Consider the following 25,198-nt stretch of genomic DNA (forward strand, 5'->3'; position numbering starts at 1 on the left):
CGTAGCCGCCACCCGACAAAATCAACGGCGCGATCTCACAACCTGATAGCGACGGGTAAAATACTCAAACGGCGCGCTCCACACGTGCACCAGGCGGGTGAACGGGAAGATAAGGAAGATCGTCATCCCCAGCACCAGATGCACGCGGAAGATCGGCGCGACGCCGCTCAGCATTTCCGACGAGCCTCCCTTAAACGTCACGATCCCCTGCGCCCAGCCGACCAGCTTCATCATCTCGCTTCCGTCAGGATACTGGGCGGAGAAAGGAATGGTCGACAGCCCAAGGATGCACTGAAGCAGCAGGATACTCATGATGATAATATCCGGCGTGGTGGACGTGGCGCGCACCCGCTGGTTGAACAGGCGGCGGATCAGCAGCATAGAGCCGCCAATCAGCGTTAGCACCCCGCAAATACCCCCCGCAATCATGGCTAACTGCTGTTTAACCGCGATGGGTAAAAACCAGGCGTACATCCAGTGCGGGGTTAACATGCCGAACAGGTGCCCGAAGAAGATCCCCAGAATGCCGATATGAAACAGGTTCGAAGCCCAGTTCATCCCGCGCTTGCTGAGCATCTGGCTCGACGAGGCGCGCCAGGTGTACTGCCCGTAGTCGTAGCGCAGCCAGCTGCCAAGGAAAAAGACGGTGGCGCAGATGTACGGATAAATGTCATAGAAAAACACGTTCAGGTAATGAGTCATTTTGGGCCTCCGGCGCTGACGTCCACGTACTGCGGCGCGACGTCCTGGCTAAAGCGTCGTTGATATTGCTGCATCGGCGAACTGTCGCACGATGTGGCGTTGTCTTCGATAAACTTGACCTGTTCCTCTTCCCACACGGCGTCCAGCGCCTGACGGGTATCATCCCGTATTTCACCGGACACCTGTTTCGCCACGCTGTCGCTGGAAAGCCGTGTTTCCGCCAGCGACAGCAGGGCGTCAAACAGCTGGTAATGCGCGACCTCGCGCTGTTTCAGGCGGCCTCCAATCAGCGCCAGTATAGGCGCGACGTTTTGCAGCCCTTCACGTGCCTCGTCGTCGCTGACGATACTGAGATATTCCAGATAGAGCGGCAGATAGTCCGGCAGCTCGCGGCAATCCAGCTCCAGCCCGGCTTTCTCATACTGGCTCATCAGGTCGACCATCGCCTGACCGCGATCGCGTGACTCGGCGTGAACGTGCTCGAACAGCAGCAGCGACGTTGCGCGTCCCCGCTCGAAGACTTCACACCATTCGGCCTGCTTATCCAGCAGCGGGGCGCTCAGGTGCTGCTGCGCAAACGGCAGCAGCATGGGCGCATCCTGTTCCACCAGGGAAAGCGCTTCGTCACGGTTTTCCCACAGCAGCTCATCGGGATACTCAATGAGCAGCGCGATGATTTTGAGGATTTGCATTACTCTCCCTCCCCGTGATCGCGCACTTCGGTGATGTTGATCGCGTCGATGCGGCTGCTGTTGAAGAGGTTGAATTTTGTGTCGGAGCCGTGACAGCCGTCGCCGAAGGTGAAGCCGCAGCCGTTTTTCTCCGGGAAAGCGTCGCGTGCCATTTCGCGGTGGCTGGTGGGGATCACGAAGCGGTCTTCGTAGTTGGCAATCGCCAGATAGCGGTACATCTCCTCAACCTGCGCTTCGGTCAGGCCCACTTCCTCAATGGCGCGGGTATCGGTCACGCCTTCCACGGTCTGGGAGCGTTTGTAGTGGCGCATCGCCATCATGCGCTTCAGGGCGCGCAGCACCGGGCCGGTATCGCCCGCGCTGAGCATGTTTGCCAGGTATTGCACCGGGATGCGCAGGCTTTCTACCGCAGGCAGTACGCCGTCGCTCTGCGGCAGACCACCCGCGTCCGCGTAGGACTGAATCGGTGACAGCGGCGGCACATACCAGACCATCGGCAGGGTGCGGTATTCCGGGTGTAGCGGCAGGGCGAGCTTCCAGTCCATCGCCATTTTGTAAACCGGGGAACGCTGCGCTGCGTCGATGACGTTCTGCGGAATACCCTGTTTCAGCGCTTCTTCTATCACCGCCGGATCGTTCGGGTTAAGGAACACGTCGCACTGGCGCTCATACAGATCGGTTTCATGCTCGGTGCTGGCCGCCTCTTCAATGCGGTCTGCGTCATACAGCAGCACCCCGAGATAGCGGATGCGTCCGACGCAGGTTTCCGAGCAGACAGTCGGCTGGCCGGACTCGATGCGCGGATAGCAGAAGATGCACTTCTCTGACTTGCCGCTTTTCCAGTTGAAGTAGATTTTTTTGTACGGACAGCCGCTAATGCACAGACGCCAGCCGCGGCATTTGTCCTGGTCGATCAGCACAATGCCGTCCTCTTCGCGTTTGTAAATCGCACCGCTCGGGCAGGTGGCGACGCAGCTCGGGTTCAGGCAGTGCTCGCACAGGCGCGGCAGGTACATCATGAAGGTGTTTTCGAACTGGCCGTACATCTCTTTCTGGATCTTCTGAAAGTTTCGATCGCGGGCGCGTTTTTCGAACTCGCCGCCCAGCAGCTCCTCCCAGTTGGGCCCCCATTTGATTTTATCCATTCGCTTGCCGTCGATCAGCGAACGTGGGCGGGCGGTGGGGAGGTGGTCTCCCTCCGGGGCGCGGTGCAGATCCTGGTAATCGAAGGTGAAAGGTTCATAGTAATCGTCAATCTGCGGCAGGGCGGGGTTAGCGAAAATCTTCGACAGGACGCCCATTTTTCCGCCGAGGCGTGGGGTCAGCTTGCCGTGAATTCCGCGGATCCAGCCGCCTTGCCACTCATCCTGATCTTCCCAGTTTTTCGGATAGCCGATGCCGGGTTTGGTTTCGACGTTATTAAACCACGCGTACTCCATCCCTTCGCGCCCGGTCCAGACGTTCTTACAGGTGACCGAGCAGGTGTGGCAGCCAATGCATTTATCGAGATTCAGTACCATGCCAACCTGTGAGCGTATTTTCATTTTTTCGCCTCCTGTACCTGATCCCGACCTTCGCCGTCCAGCCAGTTAATGTTTTTCATTTTGCGGATCATGATGAACTCGTCGCGGTTCGAGCCGACGGTGCCGTAATAGTTGAAGCTGTACGCCAGCTGCGCGTAGCCGCCGATCATGTGGGTCGGTTTCGGGCAGACGCGGGTAACCGAGTTGTGGATCCCGCCGCGCCGTCCGGTTACTTCTGAACCCGGAATGTTCAGGATTCGCTCCTGAGCGTGGTACATCATGGTCATGCCCGGTGGCACGCGCTGGCTGACCACCGCGCGGGCGGTGAGGGCGCCGTTGGCGTTGAAGGCTTCAATCCAGTCATTGTCCTCAATGCCCAGCTCGCGCGCGTCGGTTTCGCTGATCCAGACGATGGGCCCGCCGCGCGACAGGGTCTGCATCAGCAGGTTTTCGCTGTAGGTGGAGTGAATGCCCCATTTCTGGTGCGGCGTCAGAAAGTTAAGCGCTTTTTCAGGGTAGCCGTTCGGCGGGATCTCGCGCATATGGGTGACGCTGCGTGTATCAATCGGTGGACGATAGGCCACCAGACTTTCACCGAAGGCGCGCATCCAGGCATGATCCTGATACAGCTGCTGGCGGCCGGAAATCGTGCGCCACGGGATCAGCTCGTGAACGTTGGTATAGCCTGCGTTATACGACACGTGCTCGCTCTCAAGGCCGGACCACGTTGGGCTGGAGATAATTTTGCGCGGCTGCGCCTGAATATCGCGGAAGCGGATTTTCTCGTCTTCTTTGTTCAGCGCCAGATGGGTGTGATCGCGCCCGGTCAGTTCGCCGAGGGCTTCCCAGGCTTTGACCGCGACCTGACCGTTAGTTTCCGGGGCAAGGGCGAGGATCACCTCTGAAGCATCAATGGCGGTCTCGATGCGCGGACGGCCTTTCGCCGGGCCGTCGGGCTTGACGTAGTTGAGCTTGCCGAGGAAATCGACCTCATTCTGGGTGTTCCACGATATGCCTTTTCCGCCGTTGCCGAGCGTGTCCAGCAGCGGGCCAAGCGCCGTAAAGCGCTCGTAGGTTTCCGGATAGTTGCGCTCGACGACTGCAATGTTTGGCGCGGTTTTGCCGGGGATCAGATCGCACTCGCCTTTGCGCCAGTCCAGAATATCAAAAGGCTGCGACAGCTCCCCCGGGGAGTCATGCTGTAGCGGCTGTAGCACCACGTCAGTTTCGGTGCCGAGATGTCCGACGCACACTTCAGAGAAGACTTTGGCGATGCCCTTGTAAATCTCCCAGTCGCTGCGGGACTCCCACGCCGGGTCAACGGCGGCGGAGAGCGGGTGAATAAACGGATGCATGTCCGAGGTATTCATATCGTCTTTTTCATACCAGGTGGCGGTGGGCAGGACGATATCCGAGAACAGGCAGGTGCTGGACATACGGAAATCAAGCGTCACCAGCAGATCCAGCTTGCCCTCAATGGCGGCGGTTTGCCATTCCACTTCCTCAGGCTTCACATCGTCCGTTGAGCCTAAATCCTCACCCTGAATACCGCTCTCGGTGCCAAGCAGGTATTTCAGCATGTATTCATGGCCTTTCCCGGACGAACCGAGCAGGTTAGAACGCCAGACGAACAGGTTGCGCGGGTGGTTCTTGCCGTTGTCCGGCTGTTCGCAGGCGAAGCGAATATCACCCGATTTTAACGCCTGTACTGTGTAATCCTGCGGCGACATCCCGGCGGCGTCGGCGCGAGCTTTCACGTGCAGCGGGTTGAGGTTGAGCTGCGGCGCGGAAGGGAGCCAGCCCATACGCTCGGCGCGGACGTTGAAATCAATCAGATGACCGGTAAACTTCGATGCGTCTGCAAGGGGAGAAAGCAATTCCCTTGCGGTGAGCTTCTCATAGCGCCACTGGCTGGCGTGGTTGTAAAAGTACGATGTGCTGTTCATCTGGCGCGGCGGACGGTTCCAGTCCAGCGCGAAGGCCAGCGGCAGCCAGCCGGTTTGCGGGCGCAGCTTTTCCTGGCCGACATAGTGCGACCAGCCGCCGCCGCTCTGCCCGACGCAGCCGCAGAAGACCAGCATGTTGATCATCCCGCGGTAGTTCATGTCCATGTGGTACCAGTGGTTCACACCGGCCCCGAGAATGATCATCGACCGTCCGTGGGTCTTATGCGCCGTGTCGGCAAATTCACGGGCGATTTTTTCTATCAGATAAGCGGGGACGCCGGTAATTTGTTCGCCCCAGGCCGGGGTGTAGGCTTTTATCTCGGCGTAGTTTGTCGCCGCGTTACTGTCTTCCAGACCGCGATCGAGGCCGTAGTTTGCGAGCACCAGATCGTACACGCTAACCACGCGTCTCTGGCTGCCGTCGGCCAGCGTCAGGGTTTTACTCGGTACTCGGCGCGTCAGCACCGGCTCCTGCTTCACGCTGCGGAAATGCGGGTTCTCGTTGCCCCCGAAGTAAGGGAAGGCCACGTCTGCCACGCTGTCGTGGGTGATGAGCAGGGAAAGCGTCAGCTCGGTTTCCTGTCCCGCGGCCAGCGACTCCAGGTTCCATTTGCCTTTTTCACCCCAGCGGAAGCCGATGGAACCATTCGGCGCCACCAGATTTCCGGCCACGTCAAAGGCGATGGTTTTCCACTCCGGATTATTGGTTTCACCCAGCCCGTCGGCCAGATCCGATGCACGCAGCATGCGGCCCGGCACCACGCGACCGTCAGCCTGTTCATCCAGCAGAACCAGCATCGGCATGTCGGTGTAGCGGCGGCAATAGTTGAGGAAGTAATCGCTCGGGTTATCAAGATGGAACTCTTTGAGGATCACATGCCCCATCGCCATGGCAAGGGCGCTGTCGGTACCCTGTTTGGGGGCCAGCCATTGGTCGCTGAGCTTTGCCACCTCCGAGAAGTCCGGCGTAATGGCGACGGTCTTGGTGCCTTTGTAACGCACTTCGGTAAAGAAGTGGGCGTCGGGGGTACGCGTCTGCGGCACGTTCGAGCCCCAGGCAATGATATAGCTGGAGTTGTACCAGTCCGCCGATTCCGGCACGTCGGTCTGTTCGCCCCAGGTCATCGGCGACGCCGGAGGCAGATCGCAATACCAGTCATAGAAGCTCAGGCAGGTGCCGCCGAGCAGGGAGAGATAGCGCGTACCGGCGGCATAAGAGACCATCGACATGGCCGGGATGGGGGAAAAACCGGCTACCCGATCCGGGCCGTAGTTTTTGATGGTCCAGACGTTGGCGGCAGCAATCAGCTGGTTAAGCTCTTTCCAGTTTGAGCGGATAAAACCGCCTTTACCGCGCGCCTTCCTGTAGCTCTGCGCTTTCTGCGGATCGTTCTGAATGGCGTCCCAGGCCAGCACCGGATCGGTATGCTGCGCCAGCGCCTCGCGCCAGAGTTCGATCAGCCGACGGCGCACCAGCGGGTATTTCAGGCGGTTGGCGCTGTAGAGATACCAGGAGTAGCTTGCGCCGCGCGGGCAGCCGCGTGGTTCGTGGTTAGGCAGGTCAGGGCGGGTACGCGGGTAGTCGGTCTGCTGGGTTTCCCAGGTCACCAGGCCATTTTTGACATAAATCTTCCAGCTACAGGAGCCGGTGCAGTTAACGCCGTGGGTGGATCGCACAATTTTATCGAACTGCCAGCGTTGACGGTAGCTGTCCTCCCAGTCGCGGTTGGTGTGGTACACCTGCCCGTGCCCATCGGCGAAACTGTCGCCTTTTGTTTTGAAGTAACGGAAGCGGTCCAACAGTTTGCTCATGACATTTCTCCTGCTTCGATAGCATGGCCGGAGGGTGAGGCATCACGCTCCGGCGAAGATGTAGTTATTATTTTTGTGAGGATTTGCGGCCGTACACCAGCCAGGTGACGAGTACGCAGACGATGTAAAACACGAGGAAGACTTTCATGGCGCCCACCGGGGATCCGGTCATCGCCAGGGATGTGCCAAAGGCTTTGGGAATAAAGAACCCGCCTACCGCACCGATGGCAGAGATAAAGCCCAGCGCGGCAGCCGTTTCGGTCACCGCTTCATGCTGTGCCTGTTCGTCGCTCCCGCCCTGTTTTTTTACGCGGTCGAGGGTGATTTGGCGAAAGATAATCGCGATCATCTGGAAGGTCGAGCCGCTGCCCAGGCCTGCGGTCAGAAACAGGCCCATAAAGACCAGATAGAAGGCGATAAAACTGCCTGAACCAGACCCGGGGAGTGTCAGGAAAATCAGGGCGCTAAAGATGGCCATAAAGACGAAGTTGATCAGCGTCACCCGTACGCCGCCCAGCCTGTCTGAAATCATCCCGCCAGCCGAACGCGCCAGGGCGCCAATCAGCGGACCAAAGAAGGCGAGGTGGAGGATATTTACGTCCGGAAACTGGGTTTTCGACAGCATGGCAAAGCCTGCCGAGAAACCGATAAACGAGCCGAAGGTTGCCAGATAAAGCAGGCTCAGCAGCCAGAGGTGAAAGCGCTTAAGTACCGGAAGCTGGCTGGCAATGGATGCTTTCGAGCTGGCGATGTCGTTCATGCCAAAAAACGCCGCAAGGGTGGCCAGAATCAGCAGCGGCGCCCAGATCCACGCCGCGTTCGCCAGCCACATCGTCGAGCCATCCTCCTGGGGGACGCCGTGAACGCCGAGAAAGGTAAACATCGGCAGGAAAATCACCAGCGGCGCAACCAGCTGCATCACGCTCACACCCAGGTTACCCAGCCCGCCGTTAATGCCCAGCGCGCTGCCCTGTCTGGCTTTCGGGAAGAAGAAACTGATGTTTCCCATGCTGGAAGCGAAGTTGGCGCCGGCAAAACCGCACAGCAGTGCAATGATGATAAAGACCCAGTAAGGCGTGGCGGTATTCTGGATGGCGATCCCAAGCCAGACACAGGGTACGACCAGGATAACGGTGCTTAACACGGTCCAGTAACGCCCGCCAAATATCGGCACCATAAAAGAGTAGGGGACACGCAATATCGCGCCGGAGAGAGAAGGTAATGCCGTTAGCATAAAAAGCTGATCGGTGCTGAAATTAAATCCGACCTTATTAAGGTTTACCGCAATAGCGCTAAACAACATCCAGACACAAAACGCGAGAAGCAAACACGCCACGGAAATCCATAGGTTTCTTCGTGCGATATGTTTCCCTTTATTCTCCCAAAATTGCGCATTTTCCGGTTTCCAGTTACTCAACAGATGCTGGTTACTCTTCTCGCTTTGATGTGACATATCACCCTCTTGCTTACCCAAGTGGAGAGAAAAAATTAAATAAAAACAGAAAGATACCTGTCGGTAGCTTGTAGGAATTATTGGATGTTATGGGATACATCTGAAAGGATAGATAAAAAAGCGAATCCCTGAGTTTGGAATGGGAATCTGGGTTCGCTTTATGTGTTACTAATTGTAACTTTTTGCGGAAATTAATACCCCGATGGGAGTATTAAAACAATTCGAGGGAGATAAGTTTATCCAGATGCTTATTAAAGGCCGCGTCGTCCATTTCAGGCATATTTAATACGTATATGCCATCCAGGCCACATACCAGACCAATTAAACGCCAGGCGATATTTTCCGGCTGGTCAGCAAGCGTAAAGGCGTTGGCCTCCGCCCCGGCCCTGATAATCGCAACCGTTTCCTGGTGCCACATCTCCATAGTCAAAACGTAGGCGCCTGTAATATCGCTATCCCGGCTGGCGAGAATTTGCGCCTCTCGCCACAGCCGAATGTAGGGCTCAAACCCGCCGTCATCGCTGCCGAGCATGGCATGCAGGCGCTCGCGCCAGCCAGCGTTTTCGCCAACGATTTCAGCATCCAGCAAATCGCGGATTAGCCGGACAAACGCCAGCGACTTAAGCTCGCCCGCCGACGCAAAGTGGTGATGCAACTGCCCGGTGGCGACGCCCGCTTCGGTGGCGATGCGGCGCACGGTCATTGCAGCGAATCCTTCGGTCAGCGCCACGCGCATCGCGGCCTGGAGGATCTCTTCCCGCCGCTCGTCCTTGCTCAGATAACGCATAATTTCTCACTCTCAATGGCAACGAAACGAGTGTAACAAAGAGCTGGACAAGTGTTCAACTTTACGTAGGATCGCAATCTGGACATGTGTCCAATTTTTAACTGAAAAGGAAATTTATGTTTCGTCAGTGGTTAGCGTTAGTGATTATCGTGCTGGTATATATCCCGGTGGCGATTGACGCGACGGTGCTGCACGTGGCGGCGCCAACATTGAGCATGACGCTGGGTGCCAGCGGCAACGAATTGTTGTGGATTATTGATATTTACTCGCTGGTGATGGCGGGGATGGTGCTGCCGATGGGCGCGCTGGGCGATCGCATAGGTTTTAAGCGCCTGCTGATGATCGGCAGCGTGCTGTTTGGCCTGTCATCGTTAGCGGCGGCTTTTGCGCCGTCCGCGGGCTGGCTGATTGCCGCCCGCGCGTCGCTGGCGATTGGCGCGGCGATGATTATTCCGGCTACGCTTGCAGGGATCCGCACGCTGTTTATTGATGCGCGGCACCGTAATATCGCCCTCGGCGTCTGGGCTGCCGTTGGGTCGGGCGGCGCGGCGTTTGGCCCGCTGATTGGCGGCATGCTGCTGGAGCACTTTTACTGGGGGTCGGTGTTCCTGATTAACGTGCCGATCGTGCTGATGGTGGTTTCGCTTGCTGCGCGCTTTGTGCCTGCTCAGCAGGGCCGGCCCGAGCAGCCGCTCAATATCAGCCATGCCATTATGCTAATTGTGGCGATTTTACTGCTGGTCTATAGCGCCAAAACCGCCCTGAAAGGGGTGCTGTCGCCGTGGATGGTGACCATTACGCTGCTTACCGGGGCGGTGATGCTGTTTATCTTCGTCCGTATCCAGCTGCGCGCGCGCGTACCGATGATCGACATGCGTCTGTTTTGCCATCGCATTATTTTAAGCGGCGTGGTCATGGCGATGACCGCCATGATTGCGCTGGTGGGCTTTGAACTGCTGATGGCGCAGGAGTTGCAGTTTGTGCATGGTTTTACGCCGTTTGAAGCAGGGATATTTATGCTGCCGGTGATGGTGGCGAGCGGATTTAGCGGGCCGATCGCGGGTGTGCTGGTCGGGCGTCTGGGGCTGCGCATTGTCGCGGCCGGAGGCATGGGGCTAAGCGCAGTCAGTTTTATCGGCCTGTCGATGCTTGATTTCAGCACCCAACAGTGGCAGGCGTGGAGCCTAATGGTGCTGTTGGGCTTCAGTGCCGCCAGCGCACTGCTGGCATCGACGTCAGCGATCATGGCTGCCGCGCCGAAAGAGAAAGCGGCCGCCGCAGGCGCGATCGAAACCATGTCCTACGAGCTGGGCGCTGGTCTGGGGATCGCCATTTTCGGTTTGCTGTTAACCCGCAGCTTTTCGGCGTCTATTGTACTGCCGCAGGGGCTGAGCGCGTCGCTGACCGATAAAGCCTCGTCGTCCATCGGTGAAGCGATGAAGGTGGCGCAGGAGCTGACGCCGTCACTGGCCGAGCCGGTGATGACGGCGGCGAAAACTGCGTTCATCACCTCGCACAGCGTGGCCCTGGGCAGTGCGGGAGGTATGCTGCTGATTCTGGCGGTCGGGATCTGGTTTAGTCTGGCGAAGGTCGGAGGGCAGCAGTAATAAAAAAGGCCAGCCGCGAGGGCTGGCCTTTTGAACTAACAGATCTTAGAACTGGTAGGTCAGACCTACAGCCACGATGTTGTCGGTAGCCACTTTGGCATCTTTGGTGAACTGGCTGTCATCCACGAGGTTGATTTTGTAATCAACGTAGGTGGACATGTTTTTGTTGAAGTAGTAGCTCGCGCCAACGTCAACGTATTCAACCAGATCCTGGTCGCCATAAGAACCGATGTCTTTACCTTTGGATTTCAGGTAAGCGATGGATGGACGCAGACCGAAGTCGAACTGGTACTGCGCCACAACTTCGAAGTTCTGCGCTTTGTTGGCAACGTGACCGTTACCGAACGCCGTCATGTTGCGGGTTTCAGAGTAGGTGGTTGCCAGGTAGATGTTGTTCGCATCGTACTTCAGGCCAGCAGCCCAGACTTCTGCGTTTTCGCCACCGGCGTTCAGGTTGCTTGCAGCACGAACCTGACGGTCAGTACGGTCAGATTTCGCGTAGGTCGCACCCACACCGAAGCCGTCGAATTCATAGGTAGAAGACAGACCCCAGCCGTCACCGTTGGATTCGGTGATCTCTGAACGGTCGTTTTTACCCTGGTACTGAGCAGCCACGTTCAGGCCGTCAACCAGACCAAAGAAGTCGGTGTTACGGTAGGTTGCAACGCCAGTGGTACGGCCGGTCATGAAGCCATCAGTCTGCGTCCAGGTATCGCCACCGAACTCTGGCAGAACGTCAGTCCACGCGCCGATGTCATAAGCCACACCGTAGTTACGACCGTAGTCGAAGGAACCGAATTCATCGAATTTCAGACCAGCGTAGGCCAGACGGGTTTTGTTGCCGTCGGAACCCTGAGCTTCGGAGCGATTGCCCTTGAACTCATATTCCCACTGGCCGTATCCGGTCAGCTGATCGTTGATCTGAGTTTCACCTTTGAAGCCCAGACGAACATACGTTTTGTCGCCGTCGCTACCAGCATCATCAGAAAAATAGTGCAGACCAGTAACTTTGCCGTACAGATCCAGTTTGTTACCGTCTTTGTTAAAAACTTCAGCCGCGTTAACAACGCCAGCTGCCAACATGGAAGTCACTGCCACTGCAACTAATTTAAGTTTCATCTTAAATAATCCTTATAATTTTATTTAGGTATTTCCTAAGCCATCTGAGCGATTTTTAAACGAGGCTTATCGTCAATGGCAGACTATTTTTAAAATTCCGTAGACTGCTTTCAATAATAAGTTTCAAAATATTAAAGATAATTTCAATTAGTGTGATCCTGATCGGGTAAATTACCCTTAAATCGCTCAATCAGGTTAATATATAGACATAAATTGATTATTAACAAAGCACGATAATATGGCTGTAAATAATTGTCGGACGTTTTAGTTTTTCGGGGGAATTAAAGGAATTTGACAGAGAGTATCAACGTGTGGGGCGCGATAACATCTTGTAAAACAGCGGATTATGAATTTTTTCGGTGAGCCAATGTCTGTTTTCTGAGTGAAATGTTCAGAAATAAACTATTGCACTTTGTGCTATATAGCGGGGTAATATTGGCGCTGAACTAATTACCTGCGTTGTCAGTTTATGTCAACTTCCACAACGGCTCTGGCTATCTGTGGGCATTCTATACAGAAATTTTAGTTGTCTCGAATGTTACTAATTATATTCGAGGGTGTGATCACATATTAAAAAATTGTTAATTTTGTGCCGGGCATATTGGGTACCCGGCAAAAAATAAAAATACTATTTGCGGGTGGCATACCAGCACAGTAACGATCCGGCGCACACCATTAATGCCCCTTGCCAGAATGAGAATGAAAGTGGAGAGCTCAGCACAATAGCCGCCAGCGCGGCGGAAAGAACGGGCGTGAAATAAGAGACAGCCGCAAGCACCGTGACGTTACCGTGAAGAATACCGATATTCCAGGCGGCGTAGCCAAAGCCAAGCGCAACCCCACACATCAATAGCTTCACCACAACCGGGACGCTGAACACCATTTCGGGCTGATCGCTGACGGCATATTTGACCCACAGGCTCAGGGCGGTCAGCAGGACGAAAAGGGTAATGCCATTTTGCCCTTTGGCATACTTGCTGGTGACGGTGCAGTAGGCGGCCCAGATAAAAGCGCCAGCAAACGCCAGCCCATAACTCAGCGGACTTGAAACGACGTTCTGCATGATGTCATTCAGTTGCAGACCGTTTTCGCCACCTAAAACCCAGCACACCCCCAACAGCGAGATGAGAAGCCCAGGGATGACCCACAGGGTGGATTTTTGCCCGTTGAACAAAATCGCGAAGGCAATCGTCAGGCTTGGCCACAGATAATTGACCATACCGACTTCAATCGCCTGTGAGCGCGTCGCGGCATATCCCAGCGACAGGGCCAGGCACATCTCATAGCTGACAAACAGGATGCTGCCCGCAAGAAGATAGCGCCTGGAAAAACGCCGAAGATCGGGAAAACCCGCCGTTACCAAACACAGCAGCCCGCTGACGGTGTAAATCATCGCCGCGCCGCCCACCGGGCCCAGTCCTTCACTGACGCTGCGGATGAGACCCACCATGGTGCTCCACAGCAATATGGCCGCCAGGCCTGTCAGCGTTGCTCTTTTTCTGTCCATTACCCTGCCAGTCTTCAAAAAATCAAAGGGAAAACTTATAGCATCTATCCGCTACACCTGGCGAATTTTCTACGGGGGAGATACCCCGAAAAGAGTAGCAAATCGTACCAGCGGTGACTATTTGGGGGGCTAAGTATAGCGACCTTGATTTGACGCAATAAAAAAAGGGGCTTTGCTGTTAGTTTGCCGCGCGAAGTCTTATCAGATAACGAGGACAACAATGGACGTCAGCCGCAGACAATTTTTTAAAATCTGCGCGGGCGGTATGGCCGGAACAACAGCCGCGATGCTGGGATTCGCTCCCAAAATGGCGCTGGCTCAGGCACGCAACTATAAACTGCTGCGCGCGAAAGAGATCCGTAACACCTGCACATACTGCTCCGTGGGTTGTGGGCTATTAATGTATAGCCTGGGTGATGGCGCGAAGAACGCCAAAGAAGCGATTTATCATATTGAAGGGGACCCGGACCATCCGGTGAGCCGCGGGGCGCTTTGCCCGAAAGGGGCGGGGCTGCTGGACTACGTCCACAGTGAAAACCGTCTGCGCTACCCGGAATATCGTGCGCCGGGGTCTGACAAATGGCAGCGTATCTCCTGGGACGACGCTTTCTCCCGAATTGCAAAACTGATGAAAGCGGATCGCGACGCCAATTTTATTGAGAAGAACGAGCAGGGCATCACGGTAAACCGCTGGACCTCCACCGGGATGCTGTGTGCCTCTGCGGCAAGTAATGAGACCGGCATGCTGACGCAAAAATTTGTGCGCTCCCTCGGCATGCTGGCGGTTGATAACCAGGCGCGCGTCTGACACGGACCAACGGTAGCAAGTCTTGCTCCAACATTTGGTCGCGGTGCGATGACCAACCACTGGGTTGATATCAAAAACGCAAACGTCGTGGTGGTTATGGGCGGTAACGCCGCTGAAGCCCATCCGGTGGGGTTCCGCTGGGCGATGGAAGCGAAAAACAACAACGATGCGACGCTGATTGTCGTCGATCCACGCTTTACGCGTACGGCATCGGTGGCTGATATCTATGCGCCGATCCGCTCCGGTACGGATATTACGTTCCTTTCCGGCGTACTGTTGTACCTGATCGAAAACAATAAGATTAACGCGGAATACGTTAAGCATTACACCAATGCCAGCCTGCTGGTGCGGGAAGATTTCGCTTTCGAAGATGGTCTGTTCAGCGGCTATGACGCCGAGAAACGTCAGTACGATAAATCATCCTGGAACTATCAGTTCGACGAAAACGGCTACGCGAAACGCGATGAGACCCTGAGCGATCCGCGCTGCGTGTGGAACTTGCTGAAACAGCACGTTTCCCGCTATACGCCGGACGTGGTGGAAAACATCTGCGGTACGCCGAAAGCGGACTTCCTGAAAGTGTGTGAAGTGCTGGCCTCCACCAGTGCCGCCGACAGAACCACTACTTTCCTGTACGCGCTGGGCTGGACGCAGCATACCGTGGGCGCGCAGAACATTCGCACCATGGCGATGATCCAGCTGCTGCTCGGCAACATGGGGATGGCCGGTGGCGGCGTGAACGCCCTGCGCGGGCACTCTAACATTCAGGGCTTAACCGACCTAGGCCTGCTGTCGACCAGCCTGCCGGGTTACCTGACCCTGCCGTCCGAGAAGCAGACCGACTGGCAAAGCTGGCTTGACGCCAACACGCCAAAAGCGACGCGTCCGGACCAGGTGAACTACTGGAGTAACTATCCGAAGTTTGCCGTCAGTCTGATGAAATCGTTCTACGGCGACGCGGCGCAGAAAGAGAATGACTGGGGCTTTGAGTGGTTGCCGAAATGGGACCAGGCTTACGATGTCATCAAGTATTTCAATATGATGGATAAGGGCGACGTCACGGGGTATATCTGCCAGGGCTTTAACCCGGTGGCGTCATTCCCGGATAAAAACAAAGTCGTTCGCAGCCTGAGCAAGCTGAAGTACATGGTGGTTATCGATCCGCTGGTCACCGAAACGTCTACGTTCTGGCAGAACCACGGTGAATCAAACGATGTCGATCCGGCATCCATTCAGACCGAGGTGTTCCGCCTGCCATCGACCTGTTTTGCGGAAGAGGACGGTTCTATTGCCAACTCTGGCCGCTGGCTACAGTGGCACTGGAAAGGTCAGGATGCGCCAGGTGAAGCGCGTAATGACGGCGAAATTCTGGCCGGGATTTACCATCGTCTGCGCGAGATGTACCGCACAGAAGGCGGCAAAGGCGCTGAGCCGCTTCTGAAGATGAGCTGGAACTACAAGCAGCCGGATCATCCTGAGTCCGAAGAGGTGGCAAAAGAGAACAACGGCGTGGCGCTGGCCGACCTGTACGATGCCAACGGCAATCTGGTGGCGAAGAAAGGCCAGTTGCTCAATAGCTTCGCGCTGTTGCGTGACGACGGTACCACCGCCTCGTCCTGCTGGATCTACACCGGCAGCTGGACTGAGCAGGGTAACCAGATGGCCAACCGCGATAACGCCGATCCGTCAGGCCTGGGTAACACCCTGGGCTGGGCATGGGCGTGGCCGTTAAACCGCCGCGTACTGTACAACCGTGCCTCCGCAGACGTGAACGGTAAGCCGTGGGATCCGAAACGCATGCTGATCGAGTGGAACGGCACGAAGTGGACGGGGAACGATATCCCGGACTTCAACACCGCCGCGCCGGGTAGCAACACCGGGCCGTTTATCATGCAGCCGGAAGGGCTGGGACGTCTGTTTGCTATCGACAAACTGGCGGAAGGGCCGTTCCCTGAACACTACGAGCCGATGGAAACGCCGCTCGGCACTAACCCGCTGCACCCGAATGTGGTCTCCAGTCCGGTGGTACGCATCTATGAAGACGACGTGCTGCGTTTAGGTAAAAAGGACAAGTTCCCGTATGTCGGCACCACCTACCGCCTGACCGAGCATTTCCATACCTGGACCAAGCACGCGCGGCTTAACGCCATCGCGCAGCCGGAACAGTTTGTGGAGATAAGCGAAACCCTGGCGAAGGCGAAAGGCATTGCCAATGGCGATCGCGTGAAGGTCAGCAGCAAGCGCGGCTTTATTCGCGCGGTGGCGGTGGTCACCCGTCGTCTGCAAACGCTGAACGTGCACGGCCAGCAGGTGGAAACGGTCGGTATACCGCTGCACTGGGGCTTTGAAGGGGTAGCGCAGAAAGGCTACATCGCCAATACCCTGACGCCAAACGTCGGCGATTCCAACTCGCAAACGCCGGAGTATAAAGCGTTTCTGGTCAACATCGAGAAAGCGTAAGGAGCGATTAAATGGCGATGGAAACACAAGACATTATTAAACGCTCCGCGACCAACCCGATAACGCCCGCGCCTCGTGCGCGGGACTACAAGGCAGAAGTCGCCAAGCTGATCGATGTCTCTTCCTGCGTGGGCTGTAAGGCCTGCCAGGTGGCCTGCTCGGAGTGGAACGATATCCGCGACGAGGTGGGGCATTGCGTTGGGGTCTATGACAATCCTGCTGATCTGAGCGCCAAGTCCTGGACGGTGATGCGCTTTAGCGAAACCGACCAGAACGGCAAGCTGGAGTGGCTGATCCGTAAAGACGGCTGTATGCACTGTGAAGATCCGGGCTGCCTGAAGGCATGCCCGTCTGCCGGGGCAATCATTCAGTACGCCAACGGGATCGTCGACTTCCAGCAGGATAACTGCATCGGCTGCGGTTACTGTATTGCGGGTTGTCCGTTTAATATCCCGCGACTCAATAAAGAGGATAACCGGGTCTATAAATGCACGCTGTGCGTCGATCGCGTCAGCGTCGGCCAGGAGCCTGCCTGCGTGAAGACCTGTCCTACCGGGGCGATCCACTTCGGCACCAAAAAAGAGATGCTGGAAGTGGCGCAGCAGCGGGTGGATAAGCTCAAAGCGCGCGGCTATGACAAGGCCGGGATTTATAACCCGCAGGGCGTGGGCGGTACGCACGTCATGTATGTTCTGCACCACAATGACCTGCCGGAGCTGTATCATAATCTGCCGAAAGATCCGGCGATCGATACATCAATCAACCTGTGGAAAGGGGCGCTTAAACCGCTTTCAGCGGCGGGCTTTATCGCCACCTTTGCCGGGCTGATTTATCACTACATCGGTATCGGGCCGAATAAAGAGGTGGATGACGACGAGGAGGAGCATCATGAGTAAGTCGAAAATGATAGTGCGCACAAAATTTGTCGATCGCGCCTGTCACTGGACGGTAGTCATCTGCTTCTTCCTGGTGGCGGTATCCGGCATATCGTTCTTCTTCCCGACGCTACAGTGGCTCACGGAAACCTTCGGGACACCGCAGATGGGGCGCATTCTGCATCCGTTCTTCGGCGTGCTGATTTTCGTGGTGCTGATGTTTATGTTCGTGCGTTTTGTTCATCACAATATCCCTGACAAGCAGGATATTCCGTGGCTAAAAGGGATTGTTGAGGTTCTGAAAGGCAACGAGCATAAAGTCGCGAAGGTGGGGAAATACAACGCCGGGCAGAAGATGATGTTCTGGACCATCATGAGCATGATTTTTGTGCTGCTGGTGACCGGGGTCATCATCTGGCGTCCGTATTTTGCGCACTATTTCCCGATTCAGGTAGTGCGTTATGCGCTGCTGATCCACGCGACCTCGGCCATTATTCTGATCCACGCCATTCTGATCCATATGTATATGGCCTTCTGGGTGAAAGGATCGATTAAAGGCATGATTGAAGGGAAGGTGAGCCGCCGCTGGGCGCAGAAGCACCATCCGCGCTGGTACCGCGACGTTGAGCGTCTTGAAGCGCAAAAAGAGAGTTCGGAAGGGTTGAAGTAAACCTTGCGCCGTCGGCATTGTCCGGCGGCGCTGCGCTTGTGCTGGCCTGCTTCCCCGTATCAAAATCGCTCTGCAATATACCGGAAGGGATATTTTGTAGGCTTCACTTTGCCGATCTTGCGTTTCGGTAAATCCACTTTGTCTACGTGAATTTCTTTATAGGGGATCTGTGAAAGCAGATGCGAAATAATATTCAGCCGCACCCGTTTTTTATCTTCTGAGCGCGCCACAAACCACGGCGCCCAGGCGGTGTCGGTCGCTTTAAACATCGCGTCACGGGCGAGGGTATATTCATCCCACAGATTAAAAGATTTTATGTCCATTGGAGAAAGCTTCCAGATCTTGCGACCATCATTAATGCGATCGCGCAGGCGGCGTTCCTGCTCTTTTGGCGTTACTTCAAGCCAGTATTTCAACAATATGATCCCGGCATCGACCATCGCTTTTTCCATTACCGGCGTTCCATCAAGAAATTTTTCGGCCTGCTCTTCAGTACAGAAACCCATTACTTTTTCCACCCCCGCGCGGTTGTACCAGCTGCGGTCAAAAATAACGATTTCCCCGGCAGAGGGCAGATGAGGAACGTAACGCTGAAAATAGAGCTGACTTTTCTCTTTATCGGTGGGGGCCGGTAACGCAACAACGCGAAACACCCGGGGGCTGACGCGTTCGGTGATGGCTTTGATGACGCCGCCTTTACCGGCGCCGTCTCGCCCTTCAAAAACAATACAGACTTTTAACCCTTTGGCGACCACCCATTGCTGGAGCTTAACCAGTTCAACATGGAGGCGGCGCAGCTCTTGCTCGTACGTTTTGGTTTTGAGCGGCGCGTTTTTAACGACATCATCAACAACACGGGTTTTCTTCTTACTGACCATGGCGGGTCTCCCTATGGGTCCGGTCGCGGGATCGAGGCCGTACTAAGCGTGTCATCGGCCTGAATGAATGGATTAATGTGTCAGAAAGCTGATTTGAACTGGTTCACCATACAAGTTTAATCAATAATGCACGCTGCGTATTTTTTAACAGTGGTCGCGGTATGAAAAAGACAATTTTTTCGTTAGCACTGGCTACCTTTGGCCTGGGGATGGCTGAATTTGGCATCATGGGCGTGCTGACAGAACTGGCCCATGATACGGGCATTTCAATTCCCTCTGCCGGAAATATGATTTCGTTTTACGCTTTTGGCGTGGTGATCGGCGCGCCGATTGTGGCGCTGTTCTCCAGCAAATTTTCGCTGAAAACAACGCTGCTGTTTCTGGTGGCGATGTGCGTCGTTGGTAACACACTCTTTACCTTCTCTGACTCCTACGTGGGGCTGGCGGCGGGGCGCTTAATCTCTGGTTTTCCGCATGGCGCGATTTTCGGTGTGGGGGCGATAATCCTGTCAAAAATCGCACCGCCGGGTAAAGTGACGGTCGCTGTGGCCGGGATGATTGCCGGGATGACCGTTGCCAACCTGCTTGGCGTGCCACTCGGGACGTGGCTGGGACATGAATTTAACTGGCGTTACACCTTCTTTTTGATTGCGGTCTTTGACGCGCTGGTGATCCTGTCTGTTCTGCTGTGGGTGCCAGACATTCACGACACGACAACCACCCGGCTGACAGAACAATTCCATTTCCTGAAGAAACCGGAACCGTGGTTGATTTTTGCCGCTACGATGTTTGGCAATGCCGGGGTGTTTGCCTGGTTTAGCTTCGTGAAGCCGTTTATGGTCAACGTGTCAGGCTTTTCCGAGGGCGTGATGACCGCGATCATGATGCTGATGGGGCTGGGCATGGTGCTGGGAAATGTCTTCAGCGGCAAGCTGTCGTCGCGCTTTAGCCCGCTGCGCATTGCTGCCACCACCGACCTGGTGATTGTGGCTTCGCTGCTGGCGTTGTTCGCCTTTGGCGAGCTTAAAACAGCTTCACTGGTAATGGGATTCGTGTGCTGCGCCGGGCTGTTTGCGCTCTCTGCGCCGCTGCAAATTCTGCTGCTGCAAAATGCGAAAGGCGGCGAGATGCTGGGGGCCGCAGGCGGACAAATGGCGTTTAACCTCGGCAGCGCAATTGGCGCGTATTTCGGTGGAATGATGATTACGCTCGGCTTTAGCTGGAGTTATGTCACGCTGCCGGCAGCGATCTTATCCTTCTCAGCGATGACCTCTCTGTTGATGTATGGTTATTTATGTGCCAAAAAGCGTCAGGCCAACGCAGGAGCGCTGGCCTGATTCCACATGTTGCCCGCTGGTCGCGGTGCTGGAGTGGACTACACGAATTTCGCCAGCGGGTCAGCGGCGGCAAAAGCAACCGCTTTGTCTGCTGCTGGCGGGTAAATCAGTTCGTTGGTGATGGCGACTTTGATCTTTTTGCCTTCCTCGCGCACGGATTTAATGCGCTGGTCCCAGCCCTCGGTGTATACCGCGCCCCAGCTACCCAAATCCAGACAGGTAACGTAGTTCACCTGACGGTAAGGGTACGGCTCCACATTTAACAGGCTGGCCGCCGCGTTGTGTCCGGCGAATTTCCCCAACTGGATCGCGTGCTGGCAGGTCATCAGCGCCGTGTTGCCCACATCGTCCGTTTTGGCATGCGCCATATCACCCGTCACGTAAACCTCCGGATGCGCAGGAACCTGCAATGTGTCGGTGACGATAAGGCGTCCCTGAGTGTCGCGTTCCCCGTCAATTTGCAGGCTGAGGGGGTTAGCTTCTACCCCTGCCGTCCACACTACAGTGGCGCTGGCAATGCGTTCTCCGTTTTTCAGCGTTACGCCGCTGGCATCGATGGCTTCAACTTCACTGTTTAAAAGCCATTCAACGCCCAGCGCGCTGCTTGCTTCTTCAATGGTGTTTCTCAGCGCCTCGCTGTAACGCCCGCCAATGGTTGCACCCCTTTCAACTACGATTACTTTAGTCTTTGTATTGGCGCCGAAGCGAGTGCGGAGCCGGGCAGGGAGTTCCGTTGCCAGCTCGATGCCGGTAAAGCCGCCGCCACACACGACCACGGTATTACGCTCCGGGGTGGAGGGGCGCGAAACCAGCGAATCAAGATGTTGCTCGAATAACCTGGCGGAGTCGAGTTGGTCGATATCAAAGGCGTATTCAGCCAGACCGGCAATTGGGGGGCGTTTAGTCTGGCTACCGGTTGCGAGGATCAGACGTTCCCAGGCGACTTCAGCAATCGCGCCGTTTGAATCGCGATATAAAACGGTTTTAGACGAGGTATCAATAAGTTGTGCTTCGCCCGCAATAAAGGTAATGCCCAACTCAGCAAACAGTTCGGTCAGAGGTGCGACCATCATCGACACGTTCTCTTCATAAAAGCGTGGGCGAACGCGTAGCTCCGCAACAGGGGCCAGCACGGCAATGCCGAGGCTATTGTTACCCTCCAGAGCAGAAAGGCGCGCGGCGCTGACCGCAGCCCACATACCGGAAAACCCACTACCCACAATTAAAATCTGCTTTTTCATACTCGATCCTTTAGTGCGTCAGGCTGTATGTCTGACATAACTGCCACTATACTTGTCGGAGTTAACTGCGACAACTTCTTTCTGAGTTAAAAATCGTTATAATGCAGCGAACAATGACCCGGAGTGAGCCATGGCGTTTTACAGTTCTGGTGTGGAATATGGCATTCATAGCCTGATGTGTATGGTGGATGCAAAAGGCAATGAACGTGAGATGAGCGTCCGGGAGATGGCGGCCTTGCAGGGCGTGCCGTACGACTATCTTGGAAAAATCTTCACCCGTTTATCACGCGCGGGGCTGGTTATCAGCACCGAAGGCAAAGGGGGAGGCTTCCGGCTGGCGCGTCCGGCCGAGCTGATCAGCGTGCTGGACGTGGCGCACGCCATCGACGGCGAGAAGAATATGTTTGAGTGTCGGGAAGTGCGTCAGCGCCTGGCGGTGTTTGATGAAACGCCACCTGCCTGGGTCTGTGACGGCCCGTGTGGGGTGCGCTCGGTCATGGACAGCGCGCAGCAGCGGATGGAAGAGGAGTTAGGGCGCCATACCATCCTGGATCTGGCGCGGAAGATGTATCGAAAAGCGCCTGACACGTTCCAGATCGAGGTTCAGGAGTGGATTTCCGATCGCCGTTCGTCCACGTGAAAAGCCGGGCAGGGCAAAGCCGCTACCCGGCCGCCGCGGTTAAGAACGTAAATCAATCACCATACGGCCACGGATCTGGCCCTGTTCCATCTCTTTAAAGATGGCGTTGATATCTTCCAATGGGCGCATCGTGACTTTCGGAACCACCTTACCTTCAGCCGCAAACTGGAAGGCTTCGAGCAGATCCTGACGGGTACCCACCAGAGAGCCCACCACCTGAATCCCATCCAGGACCAGACGTGGAATATCCAGGCTCATCGCTTCCGGCGGCAGGCCAACAGCCACCACGCGGCCTCCGGCGCGAACTGCGTCAACGGCAGAGTTGAAGGCCGCTTTCGCTACTGCCGTCACCACCGCCGCATGCGCACCGCCGGTTTTCTCCTGAATCACTTTTGCCGCATCTTCACTGCGGGAGTTCACGGTTAAGTCTGCGCCCATGCTGGCAGCGAGCTTCAGCTGCTCGTCATTCACGTCAATGGCGATAACCTTCGCATTGAAGACATTTTTGGCGTATTGCAGCGCGAGGTTGCCCAGACCGCCCAGGCCATAGATCGCAATCCACTGGCCGGGTTTGATGTCAGAGACTTTTACCGCTTTGTAGGTGGTGACCCCGGCGCAGGTGATACTGCTGGCCGCCGCGGAGTCCAGCCCGTCCGGGACTTTAACCGCGTAATCCGCGGTTACGATGCACTCTTCCGCCATGCCGCCGTCAACGGAGTAACCCGCGTTTTTCACGTCACGGCACAGCGTTTCGTTGCCGGTATTACAATATTCACAGTGGCCACAGCCTTCAAAGAACCACGCCACGCTTGCACGGTCGCCTACTTTTAGCGACGTGACGCCAGGACCAATCTCTTTGACGATACCAATCCCTTCGTGGCCGAGGATCACCCCGGTTTTGTCGCCAAAATCACCATTCTTAACATGGAGATCGGTATGGCACACGCCACAGCACTCCATCTTCAGCAGCGCTTCACCATGTTTAAGCGCGCGTAAGGTTTTCTCTGTAACATTAACCTGATGATCCTGAGTGACAACAGCAGCCTTCATGTGTTTCTCCTTTCATGATGAGTATCTGCATAGCAGGTGTAATACCCATTAAGGATTAATACTTTGACGCTGTAATGCAAGGCAACCGCAACATAATGTCATCATTTAGCTCAGTTTCAGATTAAGAATACGGCGATCCTCTAATAATCAGTAGGGAAAAACACTGACGTAAAAAAGACCCGGCGTAATGACCGCCGGGTACAGGCTTACAGTTGGGCTTCTATCTCCTCAATCTCTTTTCGCCATTGCGCCTGCAACTGCGGTTTTTGATGTTTGGGCTTACGCGCCAAATCTTCTTCCAGCAACGTTTCCAGAGCGACAAGGCGTTCGAGCAGATCGTCTGACGCTGAAGAGGGTGCCTTCAATGCGGCGTTCGATGCCTCAGGTACAGCCGGACCGGCGTCCTCACGCAGGCGCTCAAAGACCGCCTCCGCATCGTGCCATTCGCTCAGCCTGCCGTCCTCAATCAGCCAGAAGCGGTTACAGCACTGGCTAATTAACTGACGATCGTGGCTCACCAGCAGCACTCCGCCTTCAAACTGTTGTAGCGTTTCCGCCAGCGCCTCTTTGCCCTCCATATCCAGGTGGTTGGTCGGTTCATCCAGCATCAGCAGGCTATAACGGGCAAGGGTCAGGCCGACGAACAGCAGGCGCGAACGTTCCCCGCCGCTGAGCGTACTGACTTTTTGCCCGTGACGCGCCCAAGGGAACCCGGCACTGATGAGCGCCATTTTACGGGTCTGCGGATCTGGCGCGAAAGGTTCAAGCGCATCCAGCAGCGCCGTATCGTCTGGCAACTGATGCAGCGTCTGGTCGTAGTAGCCGGGTGAGACGCGCGGATGACGCTTAAGCCGCTCGTCCGAGATCTCGTCGCGAAAATGTCGCCAGATAAGCTTCAGCAGCGACGATTTTCCGCAGCCGTTACGACCCACAATCGCCACGCGATCGCCGCTCTTCAGCCGCGCGCTGACGAGGGTAAACAGGTCTGGCAGACCCGGCTCCGGGGGCACGCCGAGGTGGGTCATTTCCAGCAGGCGATCGGCTCGAAGCGCGTCCCCGCGCAGGGTTAAGGTCCACGGGCTTCCCGCCGTCAGTTCCGTCTGGTTCTCTTTCAGGCGTTCGACCTGTTTTTCCATCTGCTTAGCCTTACGGGAGAGATCTTCGTTGTCGTAGACCTTGCCCCAGGTCGCGAGGCGTTTGGCGCTGGCCGTGACGCGGTCGATCTCTTTTTGCTCTGCCTTGTGGCGCTGCGCATCGCTTTCGTCTTTCGCCTCCAGCGCCTGACGGGCGGCAGTGCAGGGAAGGGCGAAGTAGTGCAGTGTTTTATCGCGCAGGATCCAGCTGCCGTTGGTTACCGCGTCCAGCAGTTGCCTGTCGTGTGAAACCAGCACAAAGCTGCCGGACCAGCTCTGTAAAAACTGCTCCAGCCACAGCAGGGTCGGCAGGTCGAGGTGGTTGCTCGGTTCGTCCAGAAGCAGCAGATCCGGATCGCTTATCAACGCCCGCGCCAGCAGCAACCGCGTATGCTGACCGCCGCTCAGCGTGGCGGATTGCAGCGCCGTTTCCTGCGTCGTAAAGCCCATTCCGGCCAGCAGCGTCTCGGCCTTCCAGCGAAGACTGTCGCGCTCACCGGTCGGCAGCTGCGCCAGCACCGCATCCAGCATGGTCAGGGGATAAAGGGTCTCCGGCAGATGTTGTTCCACGCGCGCCAGCAGGCAATGTCCCGCCAGTGAAACGGTTCCGGCAGCAGGGGACTGCGTTCCGTCGAGGATTTTCAGCAGCGTACTTTTTCCGCAGCCGTTATCACCCAGCAGGCCAATGCGGTCGCCTTTTTTCAACGTAAAGGAGAGAGAGTCGAAGAGCGTGCCAAACGCGGTATCAACACGTAAAGAATGTGCAGTGAGTAGAGTGCTCATTGTTGCTTACCCAGGAGTTACAGGCATGTTTATGCCTCGTCAAACATCGCTGACGATAACTCAGTAAGCCCGAGAGAAGGGATTTCAGGGGTTAGTGTCTTCGCTCAAGCGGTAGTTATCGCAGCACGATACCGATAACGCTTGAGCTGGTGCGATCACCAAATGTATGTGAAAC

The 25,198-nt window shown here is 55.9% G+C and carries 18 protein-coding genes; 6 read left to right on the forward strand and 12 right to left on the reverse strand.

Annotated features, from left to right (window positions below; genetic code table 11):
- Positions 1-21: 21 nt before the first annotated feature.
- The 6 genes from narI to DD597_RS11620 form a co-directional block, all read right to left on the reverse strand.
- Complete coding sequence (gene narI / locus DD597_RS11595; RefSeq protein WP_003857027.1) at positions 22-702, reverse strand: respiratory nitrate reductase subunit gamma; 681 nt, start codon at positions 700-702, stop codon at positions 22-24.
- Positions 699-1,394, reverse strand: coding sequence for a nitrate reductase molybdenum cofactor assembly chaperone (gene narW / locus DD597_RS11600; RefSeq protein ID WP_023324683.1), 696 nt, complete (start codon positions 1,392-1,394; stop codon positions 699-701). Before narW ends, narI begins: the two co-directional genes overlap by 4 nt.
- Positions 1,394-2,938, reverse strand: coding sequence for a nitrate reductase subunit beta (narH, locus tag DD597_RS11605; protein ID WP_129256198.1), 1,545 nt, complete (start codon positions 2,936-2,938; stop codon positions 1,394-1,396). Before narH ends, narW begins: the two co-directional genes overlap by 1 nt.
- Positions 2,935-6,675, reverse strand: coding sequence for a nitrate reductase subunit alpha (locus tag DD597_RS11610; protein WP_058663442.1), 3,741 nt, complete (start codon positions 6,673-6,675; stop codon positions 2,935-2,937). Before DD597_RS11610 ends, narH begins: the two co-directional genes overlap by 4 nt.
- A 67-nt stretch (positions 6,676-6,742) precedes the next feature.
- Complete coding sequence (locus DD597_RS11615) at positions 6,743-8,128, reverse strand: NarK family nitrate/nitrite MFS transporter (RefSeq protein WP_003857034.1); 1,386 nt, start codon at positions 8,126-8,128, stop codon at positions 6,743-6,745.
- A 211-nt stretch (positions 8,129-8,339) separates the two neighbouring features.
- Positions 8,340-8,915 (reverse strand): TetR family transcriptional regulator, encoded by a 576-nt coding sequence (locus DD597_RS11620; protein ID WP_129256199.1) that lies wholly within the window; start codon positions 8,913-8,915, stop codon positions 8,340-8,342.
- A gap of 116 nt (positions 8,916-9,031) precedes the next feature.
- Here DD597_RS11620 and DD597_RS11625 point away from each other — a divergent pair, with 116 nt between their 5' ends.
- Entirely contained in the window at positions 9,032-10,522 is a 1,491-nt protein-coding gene (locus tag DD597_RS11625; RefSeq protein WP_003857038.1) for an MFS transporter, read from the forward strand.
- 45 nt (positions 10,523-10,567) lie between these two features.
- Here DD597_RS11625 and ompC read toward each other — a convergent pair whose 3' ends face one another.
- Together ompC and yddG are read right to left on the reverse strand one after the other, a co-directional pair.
- Positions 10,568-11,641, reverse strand: coding sequence for a porin OmpC (ompC, locus tag DD597_RS11630; protein ID WP_003857040.1), 1,074 nt, complete (start codon positions 11,639-11,641; stop codon positions 10,568-10,570).
- Positions 11,642-12,269: 628 nt separating this feature from the next.
- Positions 12,270-13,148, reverse strand: coding sequence for an aromatic amino acid DMT transporter YddG (yddG, locus tag DD597_RS11635; RefSeq protein WP_045346229.1), 879 nt, complete (start codon positions 13,146-13,148; stop codon positions 12,270-12,272).
- 220 nt (positions 13,149-13,368) lie between these two features.
- Here yddG and fdnG point away from each other — a divergent pair, with 220 nt between their 5' ends.
- From fdnG to fdnI, 3 genes are read left to right on the forward strand one after another with little or no spacing between them, the layout of a single operon-like run.
- A complete protein-coding gene (gene fdnG / locus DD597_RS11645; RefSeq protein ID WP_086528405.1) occupies positions 13,369-16,416 on the forward strand; it encodes a formate dehydrogenase-N subunit alpha in 3,048 nt (1,015 codons plus the stop codon).
- An 11-nt stretch (positions 16,417-16,427) separates the two neighbouring features.
- On the forward strand, positions 16,428-17,312 hold the full coding sequence (gene fdxH, locus DD597_RS11650; protein ID WP_129256200.1) for a formate dehydrogenase subunit beta: 885 nt from the start codon (positions 16,428-16,430) through the stop codon (positions 17,310-17,312).
- On the forward strand, positions 17,305-17,961 hold the full coding sequence (gene fdnI, locus DD597_RS11655; protein ID WP_003857050.1) for a formate dehydrogenase-N subunit gamma: 657 nt from the start codon (positions 17,305-17,307) through the stop codon (positions 17,959-17,961). The genes fdxH and fdnI overlap by 8 nt, the downstream gene beginning before the upstream one ends.
- A 59-nt stretch (positions 17,962-18,020) precedes the next feature.
- Here fdnI and ppk2 read toward each other — a convergent pair whose 3' ends face one another.
- Positions 18,021-18,839 (reverse strand): polyphosphate kinase 2, encoded by an 819-nt coding sequence (gene ppk2 / locus DD597_RS11660; RefSeq protein WP_003857052.1) that lies wholly within the window; start codon positions 18,837-18,839, stop codon positions 18,021-18,023.
- Positions 18,840-19,000: 161 nt separating this feature from the next.
- Between ppk2 and araJ the strand changes: the two genes are divergently transcribed.
- Positions 19,001-20,176 (forward strand): MFS transporter AraJ, encoded by a 1,176-nt coding sequence (gene araJ / locus DD597_RS11665; RefSeq protein ID WP_003857053.1) that lies wholly within the window; start codon positions 19,001-19,003, stop codon positions 20,174-20,176.
- Between the two features lie 38 nt (positions 20,177-20,214).
- On the opposite strand, the gene DD597_RS11670 is transcribed toward araJ, so the two are convergent.
- On the reverse strand, positions 20,215-21,417 hold the full coding sequence (locus DD597_RS11670) for an NAD(P)/FAD-dependent oxidoreductase (RefSeq protein ID WP_129256201.1): 1,203 nt from the start codon (positions 21,415-21,417) through the stop codon (positions 20,215-20,217).
- A gap of 130 nt (positions 21,418-21,547) precedes the next feature.
- Between DD597_RS11670 and DD597_RS11675 the strand changes: the two genes are divergently transcribed.
- Entirely contained in the window at positions 21,548-22,057 is a 510-nt protein-coding gene (locus DD597_RS11675) for an Rrf2 family transcriptional regulator (RefSeq protein WP_015570482.1), read from the forward strand.
- Between the two features lie 39 nt (positions 22,058-22,096).
- Here DD597_RS11675 and adhP read toward each other — a convergent pair whose 3' ends face one another.
- Together adhP and DD597_RS11685 are read right to left on the reverse strand one after the other, a co-directional pair.
- A complete protein-coding gene (adhP, locus tag DD597_RS11680; protein ID WP_023314184.1) occupies positions 22,097-23,107 on the reverse strand; it encodes an alcohol dehydrogenase AdhP in 1,011 nt (336 codons plus the stop codon).
- Positions 23,108-23,313: 206 nt separating this feature from the next.
- Positions 23,314-25,023 carry an ABC-F family ATP-binding cassette domain-containing protein gene (locus DD597_RS11685; protein ID WP_129256202.1) on the reverse strand — a complete coding sequence of 570 codons (1,710 nt, stop codon included), beginning with the start codon at positions 25,021-25,023 and terminating at the stop codon, positions 23,314-23,316.
- Positions 25,024-25,198: the final 175 nt, after the last annotated feature.

The sequence above is a fragment of the Enterobacter cloacae complex sp. 677-3DZ2D5B genome (assembly GCF_004136695.1).
Lineage (GTDB): Bacteria > Pseudomonadota > Gammaproteobacteria > Enterobacterales > Enterobacteriaceae > Enterobacter > Enterobacter hormaechei_C.